The organism is Stenotrophomonas sp. 99219_Sma (genome assembly GCF_056480785.1).
Genome location: NZ_CM151117.1, coordinates 1,602,796 through 1,628,985 on the forward strand (window position 1 = coordinate 1,602,796; position 26,190 = coordinate 1,628,985).

25 protein-coding genes and 2 pseudogenes are annotated in these 26,190 nt (G+C 66.6%); 19 read left to right on the forward strand and 8 right to left on the reverse strand.

Annotated features, from left to right (window positions below; translation table 11 throughout):
- Positions 1-95: 95 nt before the first annotated feature.
- The 3 genes from ACZK13_RS07375 to ACZK13_RS07385 all read left to right on the forward strand — a co-directional run bounded on the left by ACZK13_RS07375 (position 96) and on the right by ACZK13_RS07385 (position 3,597).
- Positions 96-1,382, forward strand: a complete 1,287-nt coding sequence (locus ACZK13_RS07375) for a nucleotide sugar dehydrogenase (protein WP_253143272.1) — start codon at positions 96-98, stop codon at positions 1,380-1,382.
- Positions 1,383-1,437: 55 nt separating this feature from the next.
- The gene (locus ACZK13_RS07380) at positions 1,438-3,060 is read left to right on the forward strand and encodes an FMN-binding glutamate synthase family protein (RefSeq protein ID WP_253143271.1); all 1,623 of its coding nucleotides are present in this window, start codon (positions 1,438-1,440) and stop codon (positions 3,058-3,060) included.
- A 75-nt stretch (positions 3,061-3,135) separates the two neighbouring features.
- Positions 3,136-3,597, forward strand: coding sequence for a GNAT family N-acetyltransferase (locus tag ACZK13_RS07385; protein WP_132809775.1), 462 nt, complete (start codon positions 3,136-3,138; stop codon positions 3,595-3,597).
- Between the two features lie 108 nt (positions 3,598-3,705).
- Here the strand turns inward: ACZK13_RS07385 and ACZK13_RS07390 are convergent, their stop codons facing one another.
- Both ACZK13_RS07390 and ACZK13_RS07395 read right to left on the reverse strand, forming a co-directional pair.
- Positions 3,706-4,953 (reverse strand): TIGR03862 family flavoprotein, encoded by a 1,248-nt coding sequence (locus ACZK13_RS07390; RefSeq protein WP_253143270.1) that lies wholly within the window; start codon positions 4,951-4,953, stop codon positions 3,706-3,708.
- Complete coding sequence (locus ACZK13_RS07395) at positions 4,940-5,374, reverse strand: FKBP-type peptidyl-prolyl cis-trans isomerase (protein WP_005408986.1); 435 nt, start codon at positions 5,372-5,374, stop codon at positions 4,940-4,942. Before ACZK13_RS07395 ends, ACZK13_RS07390 begins: the two co-directional genes overlap by 14 nt.
- A gap of 70 nt (positions 5,375-5,444) precedes the next feature.
- Here ACZK13_RS07395 and ACZK13_RS07400 point away from each other — a divergent pair, with 70 nt between their 5' ends.
- The 4 genes from ACZK13_RS07400 (at position 5,445) to ACZK13_RS07415 (ending at position 8,691) form a co-directional block, all read left to right on the forward strand.
- Positions 5,445-5,810, forward strand: coding sequence for a DUF6164 family protein (locus ACZK13_RS07400; protein ID WP_005408987.1), 366 nt, complete (start codon positions 5,445-5,447; stop codon positions 5,808-5,810).
- A gap of 329 nt (positions 5,811-6,139) precedes the next feature.
- A complete protein-coding gene (locus ACZK13_RS07405) occupies positions 6,140-6,907 on the forward strand; it encodes a sulfurtransferase (RefSeq protein WP_049400369.1) in 768 nt (255 codons plus the stop codon).
- 222 nt (positions 6,908-7,129) lie between these two features.
- Positions 7,130-8,125 carry an LLM class flavin-dependent oxidoreductase gene (locus tag ACZK13_RS07410; protein WP_049400370.1) on the forward strand — a complete coding sequence of 332 codons (996 nt, stop codon included), beginning with the start codon at positions 7,130-7,132 and terminating at the stop codon, positions 8,123-8,125.
- A gap of 68 nt (positions 8,126-8,193) precedes the next feature.
- Positions 8,194-8,691: a pyridoxamine 5'-phosphate oxidase family protein gene (locus ACZK13_RS07415; protein WP_478482404.1), complete on the forward strand. Its 498-nt coding sequence runs from the start codon at positions 8,194-8,196 to the stop codon at positions 8,689-8,691.
- Positions 8,692-8,783: 92 nt separating this feature from the next.
- Here ACZK13_RS07415 and ACZK13_RS07420 read toward each other — a convergent pair whose 3' ends face one another.
- Positions 8,784-9,443, reverse strand: coding sequence for an exopolysaccharide biosynthesis protein (locus ACZK13_RS07420; RefSeq protein WP_032128944.1), 660 nt, complete (start codon positions 9,441-9,443; stop codon positions 8,784-8,786).
- Positions 9,427-10,732, reverse strand: a pseudogene (locus ACZK13_RS07425) (hemolysin family protein). The gene ACZK13_RS07420 and the pseudogene ACZK13_RS07425 overlap by 17 nt, the downstream one beginning before the upstream one ends.
- A gap of 292 nt (positions 10,733-11,024) precedes the next feature.
- Between ACZK13_RS07425 and ACZK13_RS07430 the strand changes: the two are divergent.
- A complete protein-coding gene (locus tag ACZK13_RS07430) occupies positions 11,025-11,651 on the forward strand; it encodes a DUF47 domain-containing protein (RefSeq protein ID WP_004152833.1) in 627 nt (208 codons plus the stop codon).
- A 13-nt stretch (positions 11,652-11,664) separates the two neighbouring features.
- Positions 11,665-12,786 (forward strand): inorganic phosphate transporter, encoded by a 1,122-nt coding sequence (locus ACZK13_RS07435; RefSeq protein ID WP_032128946.1) that lies wholly within the window; start codon positions 11,665-11,667, stop codon positions 12,784-12,786.
- A 372-nt stretch (positions 12,787-13,158) separates the two neighbouring features.
- Here the strand turns inward: ACZK13_RS07435 and ACZK13_RS07440 are convergent, their stop codons facing one another.
- The 3 genes and pseudogenes from ACZK13_RS07440 to parE all read right to left on the reverse strand — a co-directional run bounded on the left by ACZK13_RS07440 (position 13,159) and on the right by parE (position 17,381).
- Positions 13,159-14,655 (reverse strand): S10 family peptidase, encoded by a 1,497-nt coding sequence (locus tag ACZK13_RS07440; RefSeq protein ID WP_197614996.1) that lies wholly within the window; start codon positions 14,653-14,655, stop codon positions 13,159-13,161.
- A 109-nt stretch (positions 14,656-14,764) separates the two neighbouring features.
- Positions 14,765-15,343 carry a GNAT family N-acetyltransferase gene (locus ACZK13_RS07445; RefSeq protein WP_049421510.1) on the reverse strand — a complete coding sequence of 193 codons (579 nt, stop codon included), beginning with the start codon at positions 15,341-15,343 and terminating at the stop codon, positions 14,765-14,767.
- A gap of 147 nt (positions 15,344-15,490) precedes the next feature.
- Positions 15,491-17,381 (reverse strand): annotated as a pseudogene (gene parE / locus ACZK13_RS07450) (DNA topoisomerase IV subunit B).
- A gap of 172 nt (positions 17,382-17,553) precedes the next feature.
- Between parE and ACZK13_RS07455 the strand changes: the two are divergent.
- The 10 genes from ACZK13_RS07455 to truD all read left to right on the forward strand — a co-directional run bounded on the left by ACZK13_RS07455 (position 17,554) and on the right by truD (position 25,447).
- A complete protein-coding gene (locus ACZK13_RS07455; RefSeq protein ID WP_005416022.1) occupies positions 17,554-17,787 on the forward strand; it encodes a hypothetical protein in 234 nt (77 codons plus the stop codon).
- 400 nt (positions 17,788-18,187) lie between these two features.
- On the forward strand, positions 18,188-19,852 hold the full coding sequence (locus ACZK13_RS07460; protein WP_032130113.1) for a CTP synthase: 1,665 nt from the start codon (positions 18,188-18,190) through the stop codon (positions 19,850-19,852).
- An 89-nt stretch (positions 19,853-19,941) separates the two neighbouring features.
- Positions 19,942-20,772: a 3-deoxy-8-phosphooctulonate synthase gene (kdsA, locus tag ACZK13_RS07465; RefSeq protein ID WP_014036736.1), complete on the forward strand. Its 831-nt coding sequence runs from the start codon at positions 19,942-19,944 to the stop codon at positions 20,770-20,772.
- A complete protein-coding gene (locus tag ACZK13_RS07470; RefSeq protein WP_253144640.1) occupies positions 20,769-21,116 on the forward strand; it encodes a hypothetical protein in 348 nt (115 codons plus the stop codon). Before kdsA ends, ACZK13_RS07470 begins: the two co-directional genes overlap by 4 nt.
- On the forward strand, positions 21,116-21,445 hold the full coding sequence (locus ACZK13_RS07475; protein ID WP_049400376.1) for a hypothetical protein: 330 nt from the start codon (positions 21,116-21,118) through the stop codon (positions 21,443-21,445). Before ACZK13_RS07470 ends, ACZK13_RS07475 begins: the two co-directional genes overlap by 1 nt.
- 96 nt (positions 21,446-21,541) lie before the next feature.
- Positions 21,542-22,834 carry a phosphopyruvate hydratase gene (gene eno / locus ACZK13_RS07480; RefSeq protein WP_032130116.1) on the forward strand — a complete coding sequence of 431 codons (1,293 nt, stop codon included), beginning with the start codon at positions 21,542-21,544 and terminating at the stop codon, positions 22,832-22,834.
- Between the two features lie 4 nt (positions 22,835-22,838).
- Positions 22,839-23,192, forward strand: coding sequence for a cell division protein FtsB (ftsB, locus tag ACZK13_RS07485; protein ID WP_032130117.1), 354 nt, complete (start codon positions 22,839-22,841; stop codon positions 23,190-23,192).
- The gene (ispD, locus tag ACZK13_RS07490) at positions 23,189-23,887 is read left to right on the forward strand and encodes a 2-C-methyl-D-erythritol 4-phosphate cytidylyltransferase (RefSeq protein ID WP_253144639.1); all 699 of its coding nucleotides are present in this window, start codon (positions 23,189-23,191) and stop codon (positions 23,885-23,887) included. Before ftsB ends, ispD begins: the two co-directional genes overlap by 4 nt.
- Positions 23,888-23,921: 34 nt before the next feature.
- Entirely contained in the window at positions 23,922-24,419 is a 498-nt protein-coding gene (gene ispF, locus ACZK13_RS07495; RefSeq protein WP_253144637.1) for a 2-C-methyl-D-erythritol 2,4-cyclodiphosphate synthase, read from the forward strand.
- On the forward strand, positions 24,416-25,447 hold the full coding sequence (gene truD, locus ACZK13_RS07500; RefSeq protein ID WP_253144635.1) for a tRNA pseudouridine(13) synthase TruD: 1,032 nt from the start codon (positions 24,416-24,418) through the stop codon (positions 25,445-25,447). Before ispF ends, truD begins: the two co-directional genes overlap by 4 nt.
- 69 nt (positions 25,448-25,516) lie before the next feature.
- Here truD and ACZK13_RS07505 read toward each other — a convergent pair whose 3' ends face one another.
- Positions 25,517-26,056, reverse strand: a complete 540-nt coding sequence (locus tag ACZK13_RS07505; protein WP_253144632.1) for a Smr/MutS family protein — start codon at positions 26,054-26,056, stop codon at positions 25,517-25,519.
- Positions 26,057-26,190: the final 134 nt, after the last annotated feature.

Below are 26,190 nucleotides of genomic sequence, written 5' to 3' on the forward strand. Positions count from 1 at the left end.
TGGCGCAGGTTTTCCGGAGTGGTGCAGCAGATGAGTGTGTTGGCCGAGGCCATGGCAGCGTATGTGCGATCGCATCCGTTGCGCGGGATGTGCCGATGAGTGCGCCGGTAGCGGCGGCCAGCGCCCCCCGGTTTGCGGTGATCGGCCTGGGCTACGTCGGCCTGCCGTTGGCGGTGGCGTTTGGCCGGCAGTGGCCGACGTTGGGTTTCGATATCGATGCCGGTCGCATCGCCGAGCTGCGCAACGGCCAGGACCACACGCTGGAAATGGAATCCGACGAGCTGGCAAGTGCGCAGCTGCTGCAGTACGGCAGCGATCCGGCACTGCTCGATGCCTGCAATGTCTACATCGTCACCGTGCCGACCCCGATCGATGCTTACGAGCAGCCCGACCTGGAGCCCCTGCGTTCGGCGACACGGCTGATTGCCAGTCATCTTCGCGCCGGCGACCTGGTGATCTACGAGTCCACGGTCTACCCCGGTACCACCGAGGAAGTGTGCGTGCCGCTGCTGGAGCAGGGTTCGGGCCTGTGCTTCAACGAAGACTTCTATTGCGGCTACAGCCCGGAACGGGTCAGCCCCGGCGACCGCCAGCGGCGCCTGGCCGACATCCGCAAGATCACTTCCGGCTCGACACCGGAAGTTGCTGCGGTGATTGATGGTCTGTACCAGCGCATCATCGTCGCCGGTACCTTCCCGGCACCATCGATGCGGGTGGCCGAAGCGGCCAAGGTGGTCGAGAACATCCAGCGCGACGTCAACATTGCGCTGGTCAACGAGCTGGCCCTGATCTTCGACAGGCTGGGCATCGATACCCAGGACGTACTGGACGCCGCCGGTAGCAAGTGGAATTTCCTGCCGTTCCGGCCGGGGCTGGTCGGCGGCCATTGCATCGGCGTGGACCCGTACTATCTGCTGCACAAGTCCGAGAGCGTGGGCTATCACCCGGACCTGATCCACACCGCACGACAGGTCAACAACCGCGTCGGCGAGCACGTGGCGGCGCGGGTGCTGGCGATGCTGGCCGAGCGTGGCCGTGCGCCGGCGGACGCACGCATCCTGGTGCTGGGCGTGACCTTCAAGGAGGATTGCCCGGACCTGCGCAACAGCCGCGCGCTGGAACTGGCGCAACGCCTGCGCGATGCCGGTGCGCAGGTGGAGGTCAGCGACCCCTGGGTCGGCCCGGCGGCGCTGACCGGCGAGGGCCTGGATTGGCTGGCCGATCCCGGGGCGGGGTGTTATGACGCGGTGGTGCTGGCGGTGGCCCACGCCCGTTTCAAGGCGATGGATGAATCCGCAATCCGGGGCCTGCTGGCGCCGGGAGGCCTGGTCTACGACGTGAAATCGGCCTGGCCGCGCAACGTGGTTGACGATCGCTTGTAAGCCTTGGCAGCGGGTGGCGCGGTAGACTCGGGGGCAGTTGCAACCGAGGAAAGCCATGCACCGGTATATCGTCTACCTGCTCGCCATCCTGATGTTCCCGATATGCCTGTGGCTGGCCACGATCTGGCCGGCCTGGTATTGGGGCGTCGGCCTGACTGCCGCGATGGCGGCGCTGGGGACCTGGGACCTGCTGCAGAAGCGCAGCACGCTGCGCCGCAACTATCCGGTGATGGCGCACTTCCGCTACGGGCTGGAATCGATCGGCCCGGAGATCCGCCAGTACTTCGTGCAGAGCGACCTGGAAGACGTGCCGTTCTCGCGCCAGCAGCGTGCACTGATCTACCAGCGCGCCAAGAACGAGATGGACACGGTGCCGTTCGGCACCCTGCGCAGCACCTATGCGGTGGATTACGAGTGGATCAACCATTCGCTGGCACCGACCGCCATCGCCAAGCATGACTTCCGTGTGTTGATCGGCCCGAACTGTGCCAAGCCTTATTCGGCCAGCGTGTTCAACATCTCGGCGATGAGCTTCGGTTCGCTGTCGGCCAATGCCATCCGCGCGCTGAACGAAGGCGCACGCCGCGGTGGCTTCTATCACGACACCGGCGAAGGTTCGATCTCGCCCTACCACCGCGAGATGGGCGGCGACCTGGTGTGGGAGATCGGCTCGGGCTACTTCGGTTGCCGTGACGAGAAGGGCGGATTCAGCGAGGAACGCTTCGTTGCCAATGCCACCCATGATCAGGTCAAGATGATCGAGATCAAGCTGTCGCAGGGCGCCAAGCCCGGCCACGGTGGCGTGCTGCCGGCGCCAAAGGTGACCGCCGAGATCTCGGTGACGCGTGGCGTGCCGATGGGTGTGGACTGCGTGTCACCGTCGCGTCACTCGGCGTTCTCGACGCCGGTCGAGCTGCTGCAGTTCGTTGCACGCCTGCGCGAGCTGTCCGGTGGCAAGCCGGTCGGTTTCAAGCTGGCCATCGGCCATCCATGGGAGTGGTTCGGCATTGCCAAGGCGATGCAGGAAACCGGGCTGCTGCCGGACTTCATCGTGGTCGACGGCGCCGAGGGTGGCACGGGTGCGGCACCGGCGGAGTTCGTCGACCATGTCGGCGTGCCGATGCACGAAGCGCTGCTGTTGGTGCACAACACCCTGGTCGGCCTGGATCTGCGCGATCGCATCCGCATCGGTGCGGCCGGCAAGATCACCAGCGCGTTCGACATCGCGCGGACCATCGCGCTGGGGGCTGACTGGTGCAATGCCGGCCGAGGCTTCATGTTCGCGCTGGGCTGCATCCAATCACTGAGCTGCCATACCGACAAGTGCCCGACCGGCATCGCGACCCAGGACCCTGCACGCTGGAAGCATCTGGATGCACCGGACAAGGCCACCCGTGTGTACAGCTACCACGAGCACACGCTGCACGCCCTGAAGGAGCTGCTGTGTGCGGCGGGCCTGAACGATCCTGCCGAGCTGGGGCCGGAGCACATCCTGCGCCGCGTCTCACCGGTGGAAATCCGTTCGCTGGCCTCGCTGTACCGCTACCTGGAACCAGGCGAACTGCTGCACAAGGTGCCCGACCATGCGGTGTTCCATGCGTTCTGGGCCGATGCACGCAGCGACTCGTTCCAGCCGCCGCCGAAGATCCAGGCGCTGCGCGCCAGCAAGTCGCGATAACGATTCTGTAGCGTCGAGCCATGCTCGACTGCTTTTCCACGCAGTCGAGCAAGCTCGACCCTACAAGGAGGCGTCATGCAGTTCAGGACCGGCACCATGGATGATGTGGCCAGGCTGTGGGCCCTGCGTACGCGCTGCGTGCGCGAGATCTGCAGCAGCCATTACCCTCCCGAGGTCATCGCGCCCTGGTCTGCCTCGCCGCCACCGTCGCAGTACGCGCGGCTGTTGTCGCAGGGGGGCTGCGTGGTGGCCGAGGACGGGCAGGGTGTCCTGCTCGGGTTCGGCGTGTTTGATACCGATGCCAACGAGGTTGATGCGTTGTTCGTCGATCCGGATCGCGGCGGCAAGGGCATCGGCCAGGCGCTGATGCAGCGCCTGCTGGCGATGGCCGATCGTGATCGTGAGGTAGTGCTGTCGGCCTCGCTCAACGCCGTGCCGTTCTATCAACGGCACGGGTTCATCAGCGTGCGCGAGGAGACCTATCCGCATCCCAGTGGCGTCGCGTTGGCGTCAGTGAGCATGCGCCGGCCGTGGTGATGTAGCGTCGAGCTTGCTCGATGGTTTTTGTAGAGTCGAGCCATGCTCGACTGCTCTATCGCCTGAATCAAAAGCAGTCGAGCATGGCTCGACTCTACAACGCAGGTGTCACCGCGCTGCCAGCCACCCGATCACGCCTTCCGCAGCACGCAGGCCACTGGCGTAGCACGCGGTCAGTAGGTAGCCACCTGTCGGCGCCTCCCAGTCCAGCATCTCGCCGGCACAGAACACGCCGGGCACTGCCCGCAGCATCAGGCCATCATCCAGCGCATCCAGGCGCACGCCACCGGCGGTGCTGATCACCTCGGCCATCGGCCGGGGGCGCAGCAGGCGCAGGGGCAGGCGCTTGAGCGTAACTGCCACGGCAGGCAGGTCGTTGCCCGCTTCCTTGCCCAGCATCTCGAACACCAGTGCGGCTTTCACTGCATCCAGGCCGGCCTGGCGGCGCAGGTGCTCGCCGAAGCTGCGACCCTTGCGCGGGCGTGACAGGTCGGCCAGCAGGCGTGCTTCATCGCGGCCCGGTACCAGGTCCAGCCACAGCATCGCGTGGCCATCGCGGTTGATGGTCTCGCGCAGGTCTGCGGCCAATGCGTAGATCAGGCTGCCTTCGATGCCGTACTCGCTGGCCACGCACTCGCCCTGCAGCGACTGCGGTTGTCCCGCCAGGTCCAGCCAGTGCGCGACCACCGGCTTCAACGGTGCGCCGGCATTGCGCTCGGCGAAGAACGGCGTCCAGTCCACGTCGAAACCGCAGTTGGCCGACTGCAGCGGTGCGATGTCCACGCCACGTGCCTGCAGTGGCGAGACCCAGGCGCCGTCGCTGCCCAGCTGCGGCCAGCTGCCGCCGCCCATGGCCAGCACGGTAGCATCGGCATGCACTTCAACGGCGCCGTCTTCGGTTTCAAATCGCAGGGCGCCGTCGTCGCTCCATCCGATCCAGCGGTGGTTGGCGTGCAGGCGCACACCCTGTTCTTTCAGGCGGCGCACCCAGCCGCGCAGCAGTGGGGCTGCCTTGCGGTCGACCGGGAACACGCGGCCGGAGCTGCCCACATAGGTCTCCACGCCAAAGCCGGCAGCCCAGTCGCGTAGCGCCTGCGCGTCGAAGCCGTCCAGCCAGCGTCCCACGGCAGAGGCCTGCTCGCGGTAGCGGCTGTCGAACAGCGGCCGCGGATCGGAATGGGTGAGGTTGAGCCCACCCTTGCCGGCGATCAGGAACTTGCGGCCGGGCGAACCCTTGGCCTCGTACAGGTCCACGTCCATCCCAGCGGCGCGCAGGCGCTCGGCGGCAAACAGGCCGGCCGGGCCGCCGCCGATGACGGCGACCCGTGGAGGCGTTGCGGTATTACGGTTTGACATCGAGCAGCTCGACATCGAACACCAGCGACGAGCCGGCCGGGATCGGGCCAACCCGGCGGTCGCCGTAGCCGTAGTCCGGCGGGATCATCAGCGTGCGCTTGCCGCCGACCTTCATGCCGGCCACGCCCTCATCCCAGCCGCGGATGACCTGGCCGGCGCCGAGCGCGAAGGTGAACGGTTCGCCGTGCTTGAAGGAGCTGTCGAAGGTCTTGCCGTGCTTGGTTTCGGTGCGGTTGTCGTAGATCCAGCCGGTGTAGTGCACGGTGACCTTGCTGCCGGCAACGGCTTCGGTGCCGGTGCCGGGCACGGTATCGATGCGCTCGAAGGTGGTCAGGGTGCCGCCGGGCGGTGGGCCGGACGGTTCGGTTGTGCAGCCAGCGGCGGCGAGGGACAGCAGCAGGGGAAGCAGCAGGCGGCGCATCGGGCGTCTCCGGAAGGGCGCAGGGCGAGGGCGGCAAGGGTAGCGCATCGGCGCCGGGTATCATGGGGGCATGGCAAAACTCCTGCTCAATCTGCGCAATGTCGGCGACGACGAATATGCCGATGTCTGCACGCTGCTCGACCAGCACGGCATCGCCTGGTATCGCACCGAACCCAGCCCCTGGGGCATCTCCAATGGTGGCCTGTGGCTGCGCGAGGACGCCGATCATCCACGTGCGAAGGCGCTGATGGCGGAATACCAGGCCGAACGCGGGCCGCGCATCCGTGCCGAGCGTGAGCAGGCATTGCGTGATGGCACGGCGGAGACCTTCGGCAGCCTGTTCCGGCGGCGGCCGGTCTACGTGGTGCTGGTGCTGCTGGGGATGGCCGGTGCGGCGGCGCTGGTATTGCTGCCGTTCGTGCTGTTGCGGGGGTAAGGGGGGCTTCTGGCCGGGTTGCACCCGGCACCCGCCGATGCCAGGGCAACTACAACAGCAACTACAACAGCAACTACAACAGCAACTACAACAGCAACAGCAACAGCAGGCAATCCGTGGTGGGCAGGGCGGTGTGGGCAGGCGGGACACGCCGTAAACCCGTCCATGGGGGCTCGATGGCGCCATCCATGGCGCCAACGGTCCCGCCTGCCCACACCGCCCTGCCTCTGACAGGTTCCGGGTGCCTGCCGGGGTCGGATCCCTCTGCCGTGCAGAGGGATCCGACCCCTGAATCTGTCCGTGCGGGCGGGAGGCGCTAAAATGGCGGGATGATCGCCAATACCGCTGCCTACCATTTCGCCGTCATCGACGCTCCCCAGGTCTTGTGTGACCAGCTGCTGGCGCGCGCCGAGGCGGCGCAGCTGCGCGGCACGATCCTGGTGGCGGGCGAGGGGCTGAACCTGTTCCTGGCCGGTGCGCCGGAGGCGGTCGAGGGCTTCTATGCCGCGCTGCATGCCGATGCGCGTTTTGCCGATATGCGGGTCAAGACCAGCCTGAGCGAGCATCAGCCGTTCGCGCGGCTGAAGGCCAAGGTGAAGGACGAGATCATCAGCTTCCGCCGTGATGACGGCCAGCCGCTGGAGTATCCGCGTGCACCGGCGATCGATCCGGCTACGGTGCAGCGTTGGCTGCGGCAGGGGCATGACGACGCTGGCAAGCCAGTGGTGATGCTTGATACGCGCAACCAGCAGGAAGTGGAGTACGGCACCTTCAAGGATGCGCTGGTGCTGCCCATCCACAAGTTCACCGACCTGCCCGAGGCATTGGCGCCGCACCGCGAAGCGCTGAAGGACAGCACCGTGGTCAGTTTCTGCACCGGCGGCATCCGCTGCGAGAAGGCGGCGCTGTGGATGGTCAACGACGGCATGGACAACGTGCTGCAGCTCGACGGCGGCATCCTCGGCTATTTCGAGGAGGTGGGGGGCGAGGGCTATGAAGGCCGCTGTTTCGTGTTCGACGAGCGCGTGGCGCTGGATGCCGAGTTGAAGCCGATGGTCGACCAGCCGCTGCCGGAGCCGCGCCCCAGCGCGTTCTGACGCTTCCGCGGTAGAGCCGGCCGCTGGCCGGCTGCGAAGCGATCTACCTGTATGCCGGCCAGCGGCCGGCACTACCAATCGCGCTTGGCGCGGATCAGGGCACCCCGGATCGGTCCGGCGGGCCCTGAACCCGTCCCACGGGAATCAGCATCCCGCCACCGTCACTGGCCGCCGCGCCCGGCCGACCCCATGCATGGGGGATCCTGTGACGGAAAACTGCTGATGATCCCGTTGTCGATCCTTGACCTGGCCCCGGTCTGCGAGGGCAGTGACACCACCGCTGCCTTCGCCAACATGCTGGAACTGGCCCAGCACGCCGATGCGCTGGGGTACCGCCGCTACTGGCTGGCCGAACACCACAACATGCCTGGCATCGCCAGCGCGGCCACCGCCGTGCTGATCGGTCACGTGGCGGGTGGCACAAAGCGCATCCGCGTCGGTGCCGGCGGCATCATGCTGCCCAACCATGCGCCGCTGCAGGTGGCCGAGCAGTTCGGCACGCTCGCCTCGCTTTATCCGGACCGCATCGACCTCGGCCTGGGCCGTGCGCCGGGCACCGATCAGCCGACCGCGCGTGCACTGCGCCGCTATTTCGACAGCGCCGACCAGTTCCCGCAGGACGTGCGCGAGCTGCTGCATTACTTCGAACCGGTACAGCCCGGGCAGGCGGTGCAGGCGGTTCCGGGTGGTGGCCTGCGGGTGCCGACCTGGATCCTCGGTTCCAGCCTGTTCGGTGCGCGCATGGCCGCGTCGATGGGCCTGCCATACGCGTTCGCCTCGCACTTCGCACCGGACGTGATGGACGAAGCGTTGGCGGTATACCGACGCGAGTTCCGCCCCTCGGCCACGCTGAAGCAGCCGCACGCGATGCTGGCCCTGAACGTCGTTGCCAGCGACAGCGAAGCTGAATCGCGGCGCCTGTTCACCAGCCAGCAGCAGAGTTTCGTGAACCTGCGTCGTGGCCGACCGGGCAAGATTCCGGCACCCATCGACGACATCGAGTCCTTCTGGGAGCCGCACGAAAAAGTGGGCGTGGAGCGGGCACTGGCCTGCACCGTGCTGGGGGATCCGCAGCAGGTGGCGGAAGGCATCGCCGCGTTTGTCGAGCGCCACAAGCCGGACGAGCTGATGCTCACCGCTAACCTGTATGACCACCGTGCGCGCCTGCGCTCGTTCGAACTGGCGATGCAGGCCTGGCACGCCCGCCACGCGGGCTGAACAATTGCGTCACGGCCCATTGCGGCCGAACCGCGTCTGATGGGGGCTCATATCGAAGGAGCCCCCACATGGCCGACACCCGCGCCGAACACATTGCCCAACTGGCAGAACTGATCAAGGACGTGGAGGTGGCGATGTTCACCACCACCGGCGTCGACGGCCGCCTCTACAGCCGGCCGCTGGCCACCCAGCAGGTCACCTTCGACGGTGATCTGTGGTTCGTCATCACTGCCGACAGCCCGAAGGTGGCCGAGATTGCGCTCGACCCGCGCGTCAACGTGGCCTATGCCTCGCCATCGAAGAACACCTATGTGTCGGTGGCCGGGCGCGCGCGCGTGGTTGATGATCGCGCGAAGATCGAGGAACTGTGGTCGCCAGCGATGAAGCTGTTCTTCCCGGGCGGCAAGGACGACCCGAACCTGCGCCTGATCCAGGTGCGCGCCGAATCGGCCGAGTACTGGGATGGACCGGGTACGCTGCTGGGCACAGCGCTGAGTTTCGTACTGTCAGCCGTGCAGGACGAACCGGCGGCGTTGGCCGACAACGGATTCATCGACCTTCGATGATGGCCGATGTCCGGTATTGGTAGTGCCGGCTGCTGGCCGGCAAACCTGGAAACGTGGCAGCCGGCCAGCGGCCGGCTCTACCGGATTCCGGCTCAGAACCAGCGCTGGAACAGCTCCACCGTATAGCCCACCAGCTGCCCCGAACTGAAACCGAAGAAGGCGATCGCCGCCAGCGCCGCGATCCAGTTGAACAGCATCAGCGCGCCATCGCGTTCCAGCAGTGCCAGCGAGAACAGCAGCAGCTGGAAGCCGAACAGGAAGTTGGTGAAGGGAATCGGCAACGACAGCAGCAGGCCCAGCAACACCAGCAGCAGGCCGCTGAAGGCATGCGCCGGCAGCGGTGTCAGCAGCTGCGGCAGGCGCGGTTTCAGCATCTTGTCCAACCGCCGCAGCGGGCGGTCGATGCGGTCCAGGAAGCGGTGCATGGTGCCGCGCTTGGGCCCGCGGCGGGCGATGAAGCCGGGCAGCCACGGCCGGCGCAGGCAGAACAGCATCTGCAGGCCGATCAGGATCACCAGCGGGCCGCTGACCGCGCCGCCCATGCCCGGGATCGGGATGAACGACGGCAGGATCGCCACGAACAGGAACACGCCGAACGCGCTCTGCTGCAGGTTGCACAGGATCTGGCCGAGCGGCATGTGCTCGGCCGGGTCGCCGGAGGCGAACATCTCCAGCAGGGTGCGGATGCCCTCGTTACGGTAGGCCGGGCGCTCAACGCCCGGACCCTGGCCGGCCTCAGGCGGTGAGCTCATCGGCCTGCTCGTCGGACAGCGTGCGCAGCAGCAGCTTGTCCACCCGCGCACCATCCAGGTCGACCACCTCGAAGCGCCAGCCGGCCCAGTCGAAGTACTCGCCCGCGTGCGGGATGCGGCCGAAGTAGTGGATGCACATGCCGGCCAGCGTGTAGTAATCGCCATCCTCGGCATCGGGCAGATCGTTGCTGCCGATCAGCTCGCGCAGGTCCTCGATCGGCAGCGAGCCATCCACCAGCAGCGAACCGTCTTCGCGGGTCACCACCAACGCATCTTCGTCGGCGTTCTCCACCGCCTGCAGGCGGCCGACCACCGCGCCCATCAGGTCGCTGATGGTCACCAGGCCCTGGATTTCGCCGTACTCGTCCACCACCAGCGCCATCGACTGCTGTTCCTCGCGGAAGATCTCCAGCAGCTTCATCGCGTGGGTGGATTCAGAACACGTACAGCGGTTCGCGCAGGGTCTGGAACAGCGCGTTGTCGCCGCGCGCCATGCGTGTGGCCAGCGATTTCAGTTCCAGCACGCCGACCACGTCCATGTCGTTGTCGCGCAGCACCGGGTAGCGCGAGAACTCGTGCTCGGCCATGATTTCCAGGTTGCGCTCCAGCCCAGCCTGGGTATCCAGCCAGGCGATGCGGTTGCGCGGGGTCATCAGGCTGTCGGCGGTGCGGTCGCCCAGGCGCATGACGCGGTTCATCATGTCGCGCTCGTGGGCGTCGATCACACCGGCCTCGTGGCTCTCGGCCACCAGCATGCGGATCTCTTCTTCAGTCACCGAGGCGACTTCATCCTTGCCCAGGCCGAACAGGCGCAGCACCAGCTGGGTGGTCCTGGACAGCAGCCAGACGAAGGGCAGGGCCAGCTTGGCCAGCCAGCTCATCGGCATCGCCACCAGGCCGGCAATGGCCTCCGAGCGGGTCAGTGCCAGGCGCTTGGGCACCAGTTCGCCGAAGATCAGCGTGATGAAGGTGATCAGGCTGACCGCCAGCGTGGTACCGACGTTGCCGGCGTAGGCAAAGCCCGGCATCAGGCCCTGGATCCAGCCGGCGAAGGCTTCACCCAGTGCTTCACCACCGAGGTAGCCGGTCAGCACGCCGATCACGGTGATGCCGATCTGCACAGTGGACAGGAAGCTCTCCGGCTTCTCCGACAGCTCCAGCGCCTTGGCGGCACGCTTGGAGGTGGCGGCCATCTGCTTCAGGCGGCTCTTGCGCGAGGTCATGACCGACATCTCGGACATGGCGAAGAAGCCGTTCAGCAGAACAAGCGCGAAGACAATCAGGATCATTTCAAACACGGGCGTCGTCCCCGGTTGGTGGCAGGGAGGGCGGGTGCTTGCGATGGCGGCTGGCGCTCAGGAACAGGGTCCGGCGCGGCGCAGGGGGGTAAGGGTCGTCGTCCATAAGGTGCGCCCGAAGGCGCGCTGGCATCTTAGCAAAGGGGCGTGGCAGGGTGGCAACCGCCTGTTCAGGTTGGGGCTTCCAGAGCCCCGGAAGGGGGCAGGGATACCCGTGATGGTCATCTAGCCGTCATAATTCCGTCTGGTGCCGTCCTTCCCGCGACGGCTGACAGGTTTCTCAATGTTCTCTCTGCAGACCATTTTCGGTTCCGGCAAACAGTTCTACACCCTGCTCGATGAGGCTGCCGTCGCGGCTTCCGACGCCGCCAAGGCGCTGCATTCCATGCTGCGCGAGGCCGACCGCCAGCCCGCGCTGGACGCGTTCAAGCTGGCCCGCCTGCGCGAACGCGCGGCCTCGGACAAGATCAGCCAAGCGCTGGTGGACAGCTTCATGACCCCGATCGAGCGCGAAGACATCGAAGCGCTGGGCTCGGCGCTGTACAAGATTCCGAAGCAGATCGAGAAGTTCGCCGATCGCTATTCGCTGGCCACGACCCACCTGGAGCACATCGACTTCGCGCCGCGCGCGGCGATGCTGGAACAGGCTGCCGGCGTGGTGGTGGAGATGGTGGCCGACCTGCGCCACATGAACCTGGACCGGATGACCGCTCTCAACGAGAAGCTGCGTTCGCTGGAGAACGAGGCCGACCGCCTGATGCTCGAGCTGTACCGCGACATCTACTCGGGCCGCCTGGACAACCTGCAGATGTTCCTGCTGAAGGAATTCTTCGAGATCCTGGAAAAGGCCATCGACCGCTGCCGCGAGGCCGGCGTGGTGGCGTACCAGATCGTGTTGAAGAACAGCTGACGGACGCCGCCGCATGTTGACCCTTGTCCTGGTGGTGATCCTGGCCGCGCTCGTCTTCGAGTTCATCAACGGCTTCCACGACACCGCCAACTCCATTGCCACCGTGGTGGCGACCAAGGTGCTCTCGCCCGGCTGGGCGGTGATGCTGGCCGCCTTCATGAACCTCATCGGTGCACTGACCGGTACCGCGGTGGCGCTGACCATTGCTTCGGGCCTGCTCAACACCAACGTGGTCGACGTCACCCCGCAGGTGATCCTGTGCGCCCTGCTGGGCGGCATCATCTGGAACCTGATCACCTGGTGGAAGGGCCTGCCGTCCTCGTCCTCGCACGCCCTGATCGGTGGCCTCTGCGGCGCCGGCCTGGCCGCTGCCCACAACAACTGGGACGCGCTGATCTGGTCCGAGCGCCTGGGCAGTTGGGCGCAGAACAAGGGCCTGCTGTGGAAGGTGTTCGTGCCGATGATCACCTCGCCGATCGCCGGCTTCCTGCTCGGCATCGTGGTGATGGTGCTGCTGTGGGGCCTGATTGCCGGCCTGGCCAAGATCGGTGGTGCCATCGGTCGTCTGGCCCGCCCGCGCATCGTCAACGCCTTCTTCGGCAAGGCGCAGATCGCCTCGGCGGCCTACATGGGCTTCGCCCACGGCCACAACGACGCGCAGAAGACCATGGGCATCATCGCCATGACACTGATCGGTGCCGAGGCCACCGGTGCGCTGGATGACCTGCCGTCGTGGCTGGCCTTCATGCACCCGGACGCCAGCGCCGGTGACGGCATCGCGATGTGGATCGTGCTGACCTGTGCGGTGGTGATGGCGGCCGGTACTGCCTCGGGCGGCTGGAAGATCATCAAGACCCTGGGTCACAAGATGGTCAAGCTGCACCCGATCCACGGCTTCGCCGCGGAGACCAGCTCGGCCACCATTCTGACCCTGGCCGCCCACTTCGGCATGCCGGTCTCGACCACGCACAGCATCTCCACCGCGATCATGGGCGTCGGCTTCGCCAAGAACCCGCGCTCGCTGAAGTTCGGCGTCATCGAACGCATCGTCTGGGCCTGGATCCTGACCATCCCGGCCGCAGGTGGTTGTGCGTACCTGATCCTGAAGCTGTTCGAACTGTTCGGCTGGACCTGATTGCCGCGCCAAGGTGCACACGAAAAAGCCCGCCGGATACCGGCGGGCTTTTTTCATGGGCAGAGAATTCTTCCGGACACATCGTGTCGACCAAGGTCGACACCTACCAGAGCAGAAACAGGGATCCGCCCTCGTGCCGACCAACGGTCGGCACCCACCAACAGCGCACGGAAACTGTCGAAGGCGGGGTGGGATGGGCAGGCGGGGGCGCAGAGCGCCATGGATGGCGCTCTACGAGGCGCGCAGGAGCAGTTTTTGCCGTCCCCCGCCTGCCCATCCCACCCCGCCAACCCACGGAATGCCAGCTCTTGCTGTTGCAGTGGCAGTTGATCCCCAGCGGGTGCCGGGCCGCAGGCCCGGCCACCACCACCCTCAGTTACGCTGGAACAACGCCTGCACATCCCTGCGGAACGCCGCCTGGCTGTCCGCCCGGCTGTAGAACATGTGCCCGCCCGGATAACTGCGTACCTGCACCCGGTCAGGATTGCTGCCCATCGCCGGCATCTGGTCCACCGTCAGGATCGACCCCATGAACGGGCACGACAGATCATTCCAGCCATGCACGATCAGCACCTGCAGATGCGGATCGATCGCCACCGCCTGGCGCAGCTGGGTCACCGCGCCCTGGCGCAGCTCGCCGTTGCGGTCCCACAGCCGGTTCACGTCGTAGTTCAGCGCCTGGTAGCGTGCATCCACCTTCCAGCCGACCACGCGCGTCACGAAGTCGACCATCGCGGTGGTGGTCGGCGCGATGATGCTGTCCAGCAGCGGATCGTTGGCGCGCTGTTCCGGATCATTCGGGAACGGATCGAACGCGGTCACGTTGGAGTCGTAGCGGCTGCCCAGCGTGCCCTTGTCGCGGAACACCTCACGCAGATAGGCCTGCGTCTCCAGTCGGCCACCGGCGCGGCGCACGAACTGCGCATCCAGCCCGGTCAGCTCGGTCACCCGGCGCAGCATCGCCTCGGTCGCCTGCGGATCGCTGCGACCCTTCATCAGCGCGGTGGCGTAGTCGCCGCGGGTGTACTCGACCACGTCACGCATCGCCGCGTCGGTCAGCTTGCCCTGGCGCTCCAGGTGCGCGGCGGCGATGGAGGGCAGCGTCTGCATCCACGCCATCGGCGAGACATCGGCGTTGTCTTCCAGGGTCGGGCTCAGGTAGGGCGACACCAGCACCAGGCCGTTCATCGCCACGCCCAGGCGGGTCTGCAGGAAGTGGGTGATGCGCGGGCCGCGGTAGCCGCCGTAGCTCTCGCCGGTCAGGTACTTGCGTGCACCCATGCGCTGGTTGCGCAGCAGCCAGTCGTAGATCGAGCGCGACAGGTATTCGATGTCGGCGCTGGGGTTGTACAGCTGCTTCTTCGCCTCGTCATCGCCGATGCGTGCACGGCTGAAGCCAGTGCCGACCGGGTCGATGAACACCAGGTCGGTGAAGTCCAGCCAGGTGCCGGGGTTGTCGTGCAGGGTGGCCGGCGCCGATGCGCTGTCCCCCTCCGAACCAAAGGTGACCACCTTGGGCCCGATCGCGCCCATGTTGAGGTAGACCGACGATGCACCCGGGCCGCCATTGAGCGCGAAGGTCACCGGCCGGTCCTTGCCCGGCATCGTGTAGGCGGTGAACACCACGTCGGCGATCACCTTGCCCTTGGCATCGCGTACCGGCAGGGTGCCGACGGTGGCGGTGTAGTCCAGGGTGCGGCCGGCCAGGCGCATGCTCTGGCGGGCCGACGCATCGGCGGGCAGCGCGGGCGCTTCGGTCTTGTCGTCTTTCGGGTCGGGCGTGGCCTCGGCGTCAGGCGCGGCCAGCACGCTGGCAGGGGCGATGAGCAGGCCGACGCAGAGCGCGGCAGTATGCAGCAGGGACTTCATGGCACCGGATTGGCAGCGGAAGGGGGTTCCGATGCTAGGCCGGTGGAGGGCATGTCGTATGTGTCCAAAGGCATGGCCGCGCGTCGAGGCCGCCACTGGCCAGATTGGGTCAAGCGGGCAGGGGTGTGCGCACGTCGTCGTCAGCCAGCAGGCCGTATACCGCCGAATCGGACAGTTCGCCCTGGATGCGCCAGCGCTGCCGCAGCACGCCCTCCAGGTGGAAGCCCAGCCGTTCAAGCACGTGTGCCGAGGGCCGGTTGCGCGGGTCGACTTCGGCTTCCACGCGATGCAGGCGCAGAGTCTGGAACAGGTAGTCCAGCAGATGCTGCAGCGCTTCGTGCATGTAGCCCTGGCCTTGCCTGTCGGGGGCCAGAAGGTAGCCGATCTCGGCACGAGCGGCATCGCGATCCAGGGCGAACACCACGCAGATGCCCAGCAACGGGCCGTCCAGCGTTTCGCGCACGGCCAGCTTGAGCTGGGTGCCGGTGGCCTGTGCCGCCAGGTCATCGTCGATCTGCGCGCGCGCTTCGGCCGGTCGTGTCCACGCCGGGTGGTTCCAGAACCGCATCACGTCCGGATCGGACTGGATCGCGAACAGGGCGGCCGCATCGTCGCGGCGGATCGGGCTCAGGACCAGGCGCGCGCTGTGCAGCGGCAGGCCCGGGAACAGCAGCGAGTGGCTGGCCAATACGATGGTCCACACAGATGGACGCGCATTATGGCGCCGCCGGGTTTGCCGATGGGGGCGTAATGCCAAGGGCACATGAACCGGCATTACCGGGCGATGGGGCCAGAGCCGTTTCCCTGTAGGAAACGGATCCGGCCCCGCGTCGGGTCAGACTTCCAGCGAAGCCAGATCGCCCTTGCTCTCCAGCCAGCCCTTGCGGTCGGAGGCGCGCTTCTTGGCCAGCAGCATGTCCATCAGCGAACGGGTCTGCTCGCCGTCGTCCACGGTCAGCTGCACCAGGCGACGGGTGTCGGGGTGGATGGTGGATTCACGCAGCTGTGGCGGATTCATCTCGCCCAGGCCCTTGAAGCGGGTGACGTTGATCGCGCCCTTGATCTTCTCGCGTTCGATCTTGTCCAGCATCGAGCGCTTCTCTTCTTCGTCCAGGGCATAGAACACCTGCTTGCCCACATCGATGCGGAACAGCGGCGGCATCGCCACGAACACGTGGCCGGCATCGACCAGCGCCGGGAAGTGCTTGAGGAACAGCGCGGTGAGCAGGGTGGCAATGTGCAGGCCGTCCGAGTCCGCGTCGGCCAGGATGATGACCTTGCCGTAGCGCAGGCCAGCAATGTCGTCCTTGCCGGGGTCGCAGCCGATGGCCACGGCCAGGTTGTGCACTTCTTCCGACGCCAGCACGCTGTTGGAGGACACTTCCCAGGTGTTGAGGATCTTGCCGCGCAGCGGCAGGATCGCCTGGAAGTCCTTGTCACGCGCCTGCTTGGCGCTGCCGCCTGCCGAGTCACCCTCCACCAGGAACAGCTCGGTGCGCGACAGGTCCTGGCTGATGCAGTCGGCCAGCTTGCCGGGCAGGGCCGGGCCCTGGGTGACTTTCTTGCGGACGACCAGCTTTTCGGTCTTCAGGCGCGCGCTGGCGCGCTCGATGGCGATCTGTGCGATCTTCTCGCCCAGCTCCACGTTCTGGTTCAGCAGCAGGCTGAACGCATCGTGGGCGGCGCCTTCGATGAAGCCGGCGGCCTGGCGCGAGGACAGGCGTTCCTTGGTCTGGCCGCTGAACTGCGGGTCGGTCATCTTCAGCGACAGCACGAACGACACGCGGTCCCACACGTCTTCCGGGGCCAGCTTGACGCCACGCGGCAGCAGGTTGCGGAAGTCGCAGAACTCGCGCAGCGCCTCGGTCAGGCCGGTGCGCAGGCCGTTGACGTGGGTGCCGTGCTGGGCAGTGGGGATCAGGTTGACGTAGCTTTCCTGCACCAGCTCGCCTTCCGGCAGCCAGGCCACGGCCCAGTCCACGATCTCGGTGTCTTTCTTCAGGTTGCCGACGAACAGCTCGGCCGGCAGCATCTCGCGATCGCCCAGCTCCAGCTTCAGGTAATCGCGCAGGCCGTCTTCGTAGTACCAGGTATCGACTTCACCGGTGGCCTCGTCGGTCAGCTTCACGGTCAGGCCCGGGCACAGCACGGCCTTGGCGCGCAGCAGGTGCTTGAGCGCGCGCACCGCGAACTTGGGCGTGTCGAAGTACTTCCGGGTCCGGCCAGAAGCGCACGCGGGTACCGGTGTTCTTCTTGCCGACGCTGCCGACCACTTCCAGCGGGGTGGCGCGGTCGCCGTTGCGGAAGGTGATGCGGTGTTCGGCGCCTTCGCGCTTGATGTGCACTTCCACCAGGGTCGACAGCGCATTGACCACGCTGACGCCGACGCCGTGCAGGCCGCCGGAGAAGGTGTAGTTGTTGTTGCTGAACTTGCCGCCGGCATGCAGGCGGGTGAGGATCAGCTCGACGCCCGGGATCTTCTCTTCCGGATGGATGTCCACCGGCATGCCGCGGCCGTCATCGCTGACCTCCACGCTGCCGTCCTTGTACAGGGTGATCTCGATCGAGCGGGCGTGGCCGGCAAGGGCCTCGTCCACCGAGTTGTCGATCACTTCCTGCGCCAGGTGGTTCGGGCGCGCGGTGTCGGTATACATGCCGGGACGGCGCTTGACCGGGTCAAGGCCGGACAGGACTTCAATATCGGCGGCGTTATAACGGGCGTTCATCTGTCTTCGAAAGCTTGGAGCGACGGGCAAGTGTGGGGTCTGGCACGGGATTTTGCACGCCTGCGGTTCAGTCTCGGCGACGCAGAGGGGGTAAAATGGCAGCTGCTGGAATCTGAACACCGGCGACCCCCGTTGGGTCGAAACATCCAAGCCATACCGCGAGGAGGACCTCATGAAGAAGTTGCTGACCATTGCGATCCTGGCCGCTGCCGCCGTTGCAGTGCCGCTGGTGGTGGCGCAGAACGCCGGCCAGCCGGCCCCGCAGCAGGGTGACCAGGCCGACAAGGCGCAGGCCGAGGCCGATGCCAAGGCCAAGCGTCGGGCCCAGGCCAATGCCGAAATGAAGGCGCAGGGCCAGCCGGCCCCGCAGCAGGAAGAGGAAGAGGAAGCGCGCAAGAAGCGCTGATCCCGCCCCCTGCCAGGCGCCCTTGCGACAAGGGTTGCGCTCCGGAACGCCCCGCTTTGCGGGGCGTTTCTTTTTAGTGGCGTGCCATCTGCCTCTTGGGTTGGCGGCCATCAATCTGTAAACTATGGCTTTCCGGGAGTAAGTGCGTGTCCACCATTTGCGAATGGGCTGGAGCGGCCAAGCGTGGCTTCCAGCATGGCGGGTCGCAGGTGACGGTCGATTTGACCGGCACGGTCGCCCCGACCTCGCACGGTGGTCCCCGTCCGGCGCCTGCCGTCGCACGGATCCGCACCTCCCTCGCTGCCACAGCGAACCGGAAAACCCCCTCTGAGCACCATGCCTGCCCTCCGGGCGCGCGTGGTGCTGCCGTTTTCCATTTCCAGACAGGATGCTTGCAGCCATGACTCCCTTGATTTTCGTAACCGGCGGCGTGGTGTCCTCGCTCGGCAAAGGCATTGCCGCCGCGTCGCTGGCCGCCATTCTCGAAGCCCGTGGCCTGAAGGTCACGATGATGAAGCTCGACCCGTACATCAACGTCGACCCGGGCACCATGAGCCCGTTCCAGCACGGTGAGGTCTACGTCACCGACGACGGCGCCGAGACCGACCTCGACCTGGGCCACTACGAGCGCTTCGTGCGCACCCGCCTGAGCCGCAAGAACTCGGTCACCACCGGTCGTATCTACGAGAACGTGATCCGCAAGGAACGCCGCGGCGACTACCTGGGTGCGACCGTGCAGGTCATTCCGCACATCACCGACGAGATCCGCCGCTGCATCGACGAAGCCACCGAAGGCTACGACGTGGCGCTGGTGGAGATCGGCGGTACTGTCGGCGACATCGAGTCGCTGCCGTTCCTGGAGGCGATCCGCCAGGTGCGCACCGAGCGTGGCCCGGAGAAGGCACTGTTCATGCACCTCACCCTGGTGCCGTACATCGGCGCCGCCGGTGAGCTGAAGACCAAGCCGACCCAGCACTCGGTGAAGGAACTGCGCTCGATCGGCATCCAGCCGGACGTGCTGCTGTGCCGTTCGGAACAGGCCGTGCCGGATTCGGAGCGCCGCAAGATCGCCCAGTTCACCAACGTTTCCGAGCGCGCGGTGATCAGCGTGCCGGACGTGGACGTCCTGTACCGCATTCCGTCAGGCCTGCATGCGCAGGGCCTGGACGAGATCGTCGTCAACCAGCTGAAGCTGGCCGACAAGGTCGGTCCGGTCGATCTGTCGATGTGGGAAGACGCGGTCGATGCGACCCTGCATCCGCTGGACGAAGTGACCATCGCCGTGGTCGGCAAGTACGTCGATCACCAGGATGCCTACAAGTCGGTCGGCGAAGCGCTCAAGCACGGCGGCCTGCGCCAGCGCACCAAGGTCAACCTGAAGTGGCTGGAAGCACAGGACCTGGAAGGCACCGACATGGCCGCACTGGCCGATGTCGACGGCATCCTGGTGCCGGGCGGCTTCGGTGACCGTGGTTTCGAAGGCAAGGTGCTGACCTCGAAGTTCGCCCGCGAGCAGCACGTGCCGTACTTCGGCATCTGCTACGGCATGCAGGCGGCCGTCGTCGATTACGCCCGCAACGTGGTCGGCCTGGAAGGTGCCAACAGCACCGAGAACGACCGCCAGTCGCCGAACCCGGTGATCGGCCTGATCACCGAATGGCGTACGGCAACCGGCGACGTCGAAAAGCGTGATGACAAGAGCGACCTCGGTGGCACCATGCGCCTGGGCCTGCAGGAACAGCGCCTGAAGCCGGGCACGCTGGCCCGTGAGCTGTACGGCAAGGACGTGGTTGCCGAGCGCCACCGCCACCGCTACGAGTTCAACAACCGCTACCGCACCCAGCTGGAGGATGCGGGCCTGGTGATCGCCGGCAAGTCGATGGACGACACCCTGGTGGAAGTGGTGGAGCTGCCGCGCGATGCGCACCCGTGGTTCCTGGCCTGCCAGGCGCACCCGGAATTCCTGTCCACGCCGCGTGACGGCCACCCGCTGTTCATCGGTTTCATCCGTGCCGCACGCGAGCGCAAGGCCGGCGGCAAGCTGCTGCAGGAAGCCCGCGCCTGACTTGTGATGGGGGCCGCCGGCCCCCATCTTGCACGCTTCAACCCCCAGCGCACCGGCCCGGCCGGTGCCGCGGACAACAAGGAAACGCCATGAAACTGTGTGGATTCGAGGTCGGGCTGGACCAGCCCCTGTTCCTGATCGCCGGCCCCTGCGTGATCGAGTCGATGCAGCTGCAGCTCGATACCGCCGGCAAGTTGAAGGAAGTCACCGACAAGCTCGGCGTCAACTTCATCTTCAAGTCCAGCTTCGACAAGGCCAACCGCACTTCGGGCACCGCATTCCGCGGCCCGGGCATGGAAGAGGGCCTGAAGGTCCTGGCCGAGGTCAAGAAGCAGATCGGCGTGCCGGTGCTGACCGACGTCCACGAATACACCCCGATGGACGAAGTGGCCTCGGTGGTGGACGTGCTGCAGACCCCGGCGTTCCTGGTCCGCCAGACCGACTTCATCCGCAAGGTGTGCTCGGCCGGCAAGCCGGTCAACATCAAGAAGGGCCAGTTCCTGGCGCCGTGGGACATGAAGCCGGTCGTGGAAAAGGCCAAGGCCACCGGCAACGAGCAGATCATGGTCTGCGAGCGCGGTGCCAGCTTCGGCTACAACAACCTGGTCAGCGACATGCGTTCGCTGGCGGTGATGCGCGATACCGGTTGCCCGGTGGTGTTTGACGCCACCCATTCGGTGCAGCTGCCGGGTGGGCAGGGCACCAGTTCCGGTGGCCAGCGTGAGCACGTGCCGGTGCTGGCCCGTGCCGCCGTGGCGGTGGGCATCTCCGGCCTGTTCGCCGAGACCCATCCGGACCCGTCCAAGGCGCTGTCCGATGGCCCCAATGCATGGCCGCTGGACCAGATGGAAGCGCTGCTCGAGACCCTGATGGAACTCGATGCGGTGACCAAGAAGCACGGCTTTTCGCGCTTCGCGTGAGTCGTGACCCGTGGCTGGCGCTGGAAACCCAGCGTCACCGCCGGCACTGGAAACAGTGGCCCTGGGGCGTGATCGCACTGGGTCTGGCCGTGCTGTTCACCGTGGGCATGTTCGGGCTGGTACTGATCGGCGCTGCGTCGGTGCGGCCCCCCGGTGATGGCAGCAGTGCGCTCGATCTGCGGGCGTACTTCATTGCGCTGCTGATGGCGGAGCTGCTCGGTGCGGTGGGATGCGTCGCTGCCGCTGTGCTGGCCTGGCGGCTGAATCGCGGCAAGGTCACGGCTGGCCTGGGGATCATCCTGCTCTCGCTGTGGCTGGGCGCCCTGTTCTACGGATTGCTTTGATGAATACGACCACATCGGCGCGTGGCTGGCCCTGGGGCCTGATCGCCCTGGGGCTGTCCGTGTTGACCTGGATCGCCCTGGTGGTGGGCGTGCTGGCCTTCACGTCCGGTTTCCGGCCGCCGGGGGATGGAAACAACGGCGTGCAGGCCACGCAGTGGTGGCTGCTGGGCGCGCTGGTCACGATGGTGCTGTCCTTCCTGGGCAGTCCGGTGGCGATGGTGCTGGCCTGGCGACGGCGGCGTGGCCCCATCCTGGCAGCGATTGCCGGTGCATTGCTGGTGATGCTGGTGTCGATGATCCTGATCGTGATCGGGTCCAGTTGGGGCTGAAGCCGCCCACGCCATTTGGCAAGTGGCGGGCAGCCGGGGATAATCACGCGGCATTCGTTTTGTCGCCCCCTCTCCATACAGGTAACCGGCCCGACCATGAGTACGATCCGCAGCATCCACGCCCGTGAAATCCTCGACAGCCGTGGCAACCCCACGCTGGAAGCCGAAGTCATCCTGGAGGACGGTTCGTTCGGTCGTGCCGCGGTTCCCTCCGGCGCCTCGACCGGCACCAAGGAAGCGGTCGAGCTGCGTGACGGCGACAAGACCCGTTACCTGGGCAAGGGTGTGCGCAAGGCTGTCGACAACGTCAACACCACCATCGCCAATGCGCTGAAGGGCTTCGAAGCCACCGACCAGGCCGGCCTCGACCGTCGCCTGATCGACCTCGACGGCACCGAGAACAAAGGCCGCCTGGGCGCCAACGCGCTGCTGGGTGTTTCGATGGCCGCCGCGCACGCCGCCGCCGCATCGAACAAGCAGGCGCTGTGGCAGTACCTTGCCGCCAAGACCGGCGTGACCCCGTCGCTGCCGGTGCCGATGATGAACATCATCAACGGCGGCGCGCACGCCGACAACAACGTCGACTTCCAGGAGTTCATGGTGCTGCCGGTCGGCTTCACCTCGTTCTCCGAAGCGCTGCGCGCTGGCACCGAAATCTTCCATTCGCTGAAGTCGGTGCTGAAGGGCCACGGCCTGAGCACGGCGGTCGGCGACGAAGGCGGCTTCGCACCGGACTTCCGCAGCAACGTCGAAGCACTCGACACCATCCTCGAAGCGATCGGCAAGGCTGGCTACACCGCCGGTGAAGACGTGCTGCTGGGCCTGGACGTGGCCTCCAGCGAATTCTTCGAAAACGGCAAGTACAACCTGGTCGGCGAGAACAAGCGCCTGACCTCCGAGCAGTTCGTCGACTTCCTCGCCGACTGGGCCGCGCAGTACCCGATCATCACGATTGAAGATGGCCTGGCCGAGAACGACTGGGCCGGCTGGAAGCTGCTGACCGACCGCATCGGCAAGAAGGTGCAGCTGGTTGGCGACGACCTGTTCGTGACCAACCCGAAGATCTTCCAGGAAGGCATCGACTCGGGCACCGCCAACGCGATCCTGATCAAGGTCAACCAGATCGGCACGCTCAGCGAAACCCTGGAAGCGATCGCGATGGCCGACCGCGCCGGCTATGCCGCCGTCGTCTCGCACCGTTCGGGCGAAACGGAAGACACCACCATTGCCGATATCTCGGTGGCCACCACCGCCACCCAGATCAAGACCGGCTCGCTGTGCCGCAGCGATCGCGTGGCCAAGTACAACCAGCTGCTGCGCATCGAGGAAGCCCTCGGCGCCGGCGCGCGTTACGCCGGTCGTGACGCGTTCGTTTCGCTGAAGCGCTGAGCCGATGCGCGACTGGCGCTGGATGCTGCTGGTGCTGGCCCTGCTGCTGGGCTGGCTGCAGTACCGCTTCTGGTTCGGTCCGGGCAACTCGGGTGAAGTGATGATGCTCGAAGCCCAGGTCGCCAACCAGGAGCGGGACAATGAGGGTCTGCAGCAGCGCAACGACGCGCTCGCTGCCGAAGTGAAGGACCTCAAGGAAGGCCAGTCCGCCATCGAGGAACGCGCGCGCAGCGAGCTGGGCATGATCAAGCCTGGCGAGAAGTTCTACCGTGTGGTCGAGGATGCGCCGGTCCACCCGGCGCAGCCTGCTGCCGGCGTCACTGCCCAGGCGGGCGAACACCCGGCAGACGTGCCATGAGCGCGGCGATCTGGGTCGTTGTTCCGGCCGCCGGCCGTGGCACCCGCTTCGGTGCGCCGCTGCCCAAGCAGTACCTGCAGGCGGGCGGGCAGATCCTGCTCGCCCACACGCTGGACGCGCTGCTGGCGCACCCCGCCGTGGCCGGCGCGATGGTGGTGATCGGCCAGGACGACACCGACTGGCCGGGCTGGAATGAGTGGTCGGGCAAGCCGGTGCTGACCTGCATCGGCGGCGCGACCCGTGCCGCCTCGGTGCTGGCCGGGTTGCAGGCGCTGCCGGACACCGTGCGTGCCGATGAATTCGTGCTGGTTCACGATGCTGCACGGCCGAACCTGTCGCTGGCCGATCTCGGTCGTCTGCTTGAAGTCGGTCGTGCCGACCCGGTCGGGGCGATCCTGGCTGCGCCGGTGCGCGACACCCTCAAGCGCGCTGGCGACGACGGCGGCATCGATGGCACCGAGCCACGCGAGCGCCTGTGGCGCGCACTGACGCCGCAGCTGTTCCGCCGCCACCAGCTCAGCCGCGCGCTGGCCGACGCAGCGGCCGCCGGTGTTGACGTCACCGACGAGGCCATGGCCATGGAACGCCAGGGCCAGCGCCCGCTGCTGGTGGAAGGCAGCGAGGACAACTTCAAGGTCACCACCCCGGCCGATCTGGACCGGTTCGAATTCGTACTTTCCCGCCGCGCCGGCTGACCGTCCGCGTGGCCCTGTTGCAAGGGTTGCATCCATGAGCACCGCACCGTTCCCGCCCGTCCGCATCGGCCAGGGCTACGACGTCCATGCCTTCGGTGAAGGCGATCACATCATGCTCGGCGGCGTGAACGTGCCGCACAGCTGCGGCGTGCTCGCGCACAGCGATGGCGACGTGATCCTGCACGCCCTGTGCGATGCGATGCTCGGCGCGCTGGCGCTGGGCGATATCGGCCAGCATTTCCCGCCGAGCGACGACCGCTGGAAGGGCGCCGACAGCAGTGATTTCGTTCGCCATTGCGACAGCCTGCTGCGCGAGCGTGGCTGGCGCGTCGGCAACACCGACATCACCGTGATCTGCGAGCGTCCGAAGGTCGGCCCGCATTCGCTGGCGATGCGTGAGCGCATCGGTGGGTTGCTGCAGTTGCCGCTGGATGCAGTCAGCGTCAAGGCCACCACGTCTGAGAAGCTGGGCTTCACCGGTCGTGGCGAAGGCATCGCCGCACAGGCGGTGGTACTGCTGGTGGCGGCATGATCCCGCTGCCGTTGGCGTTTGGTGCACCGTTGCTGACGGCGCGCATCCGCACCACGCCGGATGATTTCCAGGTTGACGAACTGCCGGCCTTCGAGGCGACCGGTGAAGGCGAACACCTGCTGCTGCACATCCGCAAGCGTGGTGCCAACACTGTGCATGTGGCCAAGGTGCTGGCCAAGTGGGCAGGCCTGCCGGAAATGGCGGTGAGCTACGCCGGCATGAAGGATCGCCACGCGGTCACCACCCAGCGTTTCAGCGTGCACCTGCCCAAGCGCATCGCGCCGGACCTGGCCGAGCTGGCCAGTGACGAGATCGAAGTGCTCGAAGCCACCTGGCACAACCGCAAGCTGCAGCGCGGTGCACTGGCCGGCAACCGCTTCAAGCTGGTACTGCGCGAGGTGCAGGGTGATGCCACGGCGATCAGCGAGCGCCTGCAGCAGATTGCCGAGCGCGGCCTGCCGAACTGGTTCGGCGAACAGCGCTTTGGCCGCGACGGCGGCAATGTGCCGGCGGCACTGGCGATGTTCGGTGGCCGCCGCATGCGCAAGGACCAGCGTTCACTGCTGTTGTCAGCCGCCCGTTCGGCGCTGTTCAACCGCGTGCTGGCCGCGCGCGTGGAGCAGGGCAACTGGGATCAGCCGCTCGATGGCGAAGTGTGGATGCTCGATGGCAGCCGCAGCGTGTTCGGACCCGAGCCGTACACCGAGGTGCTGGCCGAGCGACTGGCGCGTTTCGACATCCATCCCAGCGCACCGCTGTGGGGCGAAGGCGAGCTGCGCAGCGCCGACGCGGCACGTGAGCTGGAGCTGGCCGCGCTGGACGACGACGAGTCGAAGGCGCTGCGGGCCGGCCTGGAAGACGCGCGCCTGAAGCAGGAGCGCCGCGCGCTGCGCCTGCGCCCTGCGCTGCTGCAGCACCAGTGGCTGGCCGACGACGTGCTGGAGCTGTCATTCGCGCTGCCGCCAGGCTGCTACGCCACCGCCGTGCTGCACGAACTCGGCCCGGTCGAAGACGCCTCGCAGGCCTGACAGAAAAAGGGGACGGAGGGAATTAAGTCGTTTGTGCCACAAACGACTTAATTCCCTCCGTCCCCTTTTTCATCTACGGGCCAGCAGCACCAGCATCGCGCCGGTGCCGCCTTGTCCGGTCGGCGCCGAATGGAACGCCAGTACGTCGTTGCGCAGCCGCAGCAGGCGATCGACCAGATTCTTCAGCACCGGTGCACCGCCATCGGACTGCAGGCCCTTGCCGTGGATGATGCGCACGCAGCCATAGTCGTGTGCATGCGCTTCCAGCAGGAACTGGCGCAGCAGCGCCTCCGCCTGCGACGCAGTGGCGCCGTGCAGGTCCAGCTCGTCCTGCACCGAGTACTGGCCACGCTTGAGGCGCTGGAACAAGCGTGGTGGCAGGTTGTCGCGGCGATAGCTGGCCACGTCGCCGGCTTCCAGCGGCGTGCTGTCGCGCAGCAGCCGGGCGAATTCGCCGGCGGCTTCGGCCTCGTCACGTCCGGCCATGCGCGCGCGCGGCTTCGGCCGGGGCGCGGCAGGCGCCGGCTCGGCATCCTTGCGCAGCGGCGTCACTTCGCCGATGGCCGCACGGAACAATGCGGCCGGATCTTCGTCTTCAGGGTGCGACATGCGCACAGGGTAAACCGCCGGCGCAGCTCTGCCTATGACGGTTCGATGTCGGTCATGACCGCCGACAGGGTAGGACCGGCGGCTCGCATGCGGCACAATAGACGATGCCCTTGCAGGGTCGACGGCTTCCGCAG

What these genes read in the sequence shown, in the direction of transcription:
- ACZK13_RS07375 (WP_253143272.1), top strand. Translation starts at nt 96, where the DNA reads ATGAGTGCGCCGGTAGCGGCGGCCAGCGCCCCCCGGTTTGCGGTGATC.
- ACZK13_RS07380 (WP_253143271.1), top strand. Translation starts at nt 1,438, where the DNA reads ATGCACCGGTATATCGTCTACCTGCTCGCCATCCTGATGTTCCCGATA.
- ACZK13_RS07385 (WP_132809775.1), top strand. Translation starts at nt 3,136, where the DNA reads ATGCAGTTCAGGACCGGCACCATGGATGATGTGGCCAGGCTGTGGGCC.
- ACZK13_RS07390 (WP_253143270.1), bottom strand. Translation starts at nt 4,953, where the DNA reads ATGTCAAACCGTAATACCGCAACGCCTCCACGGGTCGCCGTCATCGGC.
- ACZK13_RS07395 (WP_005408986.1), bottom strand. Translation starts at nt 5,374, where the DNA reads ATGCGCCGCCTGCTGCTTCCCCTGCTGCTGTCCCTCGCCGCCGCTGGC.
- ACZK13_RS07400 (WP_005408987.1), top strand. Translation starts at nt 5,445, where the DNA reads ATGGCAAAACTCCTGCTCAATCTGCGCAATGTCGGCGACGACGAATAT.
- ACZK13_RS07405 (WP_049400369.1), top strand. Translation starts at nt 6,140, where the DNA reads ATGATCGCCAATACCGCTGCCTACCATTTCGCCGTCATCGACGCTCCC.
- ACZK13_RS07410 (WP_049400370.1), top strand. Translation starts at nt 7,130, where the DNA reads ATGATCCCGTTGTCGATCCTTGACCTGGCCCCGGTCTGCGAGGGCAGT.
- ACZK13_RS07415 (WP_478482404.1), top strand. Translation starts at nt 8,194, where the DNA reads ATGGCCGACACCCGCGCCGAACACATTGCCCAACTGGCAGAACTGATC.
- ACZK13_RS07420 (WP_032128944.1), bottom strand. Translation starts at nt 9,443, where the DNA reads ATGAGCTCACCGCCTGAGGCCGGCCAGGGTCCGGGCGTTGAGCGCCCG.
- ACZK13_RS07430 (WP_004152833.1), top strand. Translation starts at nt 11,025, where the DNA reads ATGTTCTCTCTGCAGACCATTTTCGGTTCCGGCAAACAGTTCTACACC.
- ACZK13_RS07435 (WP_032128946.1), top strand. Translation starts at nt 11,665, where the DNA reads ATGTTGACCCTTGTCCTGGTGGTGATCCTGGCCGCGCTCGTCTTCGAG.
- ACZK13_RS07440 (WP_197614996.1), bottom strand. Translation starts at nt 14,655, where the DNA reads ATGAAGTCCCTGCTGCATACTGCCGCGCTCTGCGTCGGCCTGCTCATC.
- ACZK13_RS07455 (WP_005416022.1), top strand. Translation starts at nt 17,554, where the DNA reads ATGAAGAAGTTGCTGACCATTGCGATCCTGGCCGCTGCCGCCGTTGCA.
- ACZK13_RS07460 (WP_032130113.1), top strand. Translation starts at nt 18,188, where the DNA reads ATGACTCCCTTGATTTTCGTAACCGGCGGCGTGGTGTCCTCGCTCGGC.
- kdsA (WP_014036736.1), top strand. Translation starts at nt 19,942, where the DNA reads ATGAAACTGTGTGGATTCGAGGTCGGGCTGGACCAGCCCCTGTTCCTG.
- ACZK13_RS07475 (WP_049400376.1), top strand. Translation starts at nt 21,116, where the DNA reads ATGAATACGACCACATCGGCGCGTGGCTGGCCCTGGGGCCTGATCGCC.
- eno (WP_032130116.1), top strand. Translation starts at nt 21,542, where the DNA reads ATGAGTACGATCCGCAGCATCCACGCCCGTGAAATCCTCGACAGCCGT.
- ftsB (WP_032130117.1), top strand. Translation starts at nt 22,839, where the DNA reads ATGCGCGACTGGCGCTGGATGCTGCTGGTGCTGGCCCTGCTGCTGGGC.
- ispD (WP_253144639.1), top strand. Translation starts at nt 23,189, where the DNA reads ATGAGCGCGGCGATCTGGGTCGTTGTTCCGGCCGCCGGCCGTGGCACC.
- ispF (WP_253144637.1), top strand. Translation starts at nt 23,922, where the DNA reads ATGAGCACCGCACCGTTCCCGCCCGTCCGCATCGGCCAGGGCTACGAC.
- truD (WP_253144635.1), top strand. Translation starts at nt 24,416, where the DNA reads ATGATCCCGCTGCCGTTGGCGTTTGGTGCACCGTTGCTGACGGCGCGC.
- ACZK13_RS07505 (WP_253144632.1), bottom strand. Translation starts at nt 26,056, where the DNA reads ATGTCGCACCCTGAAGACGAAGATCCGGCCGCATTGTTCCGTGCGGCC.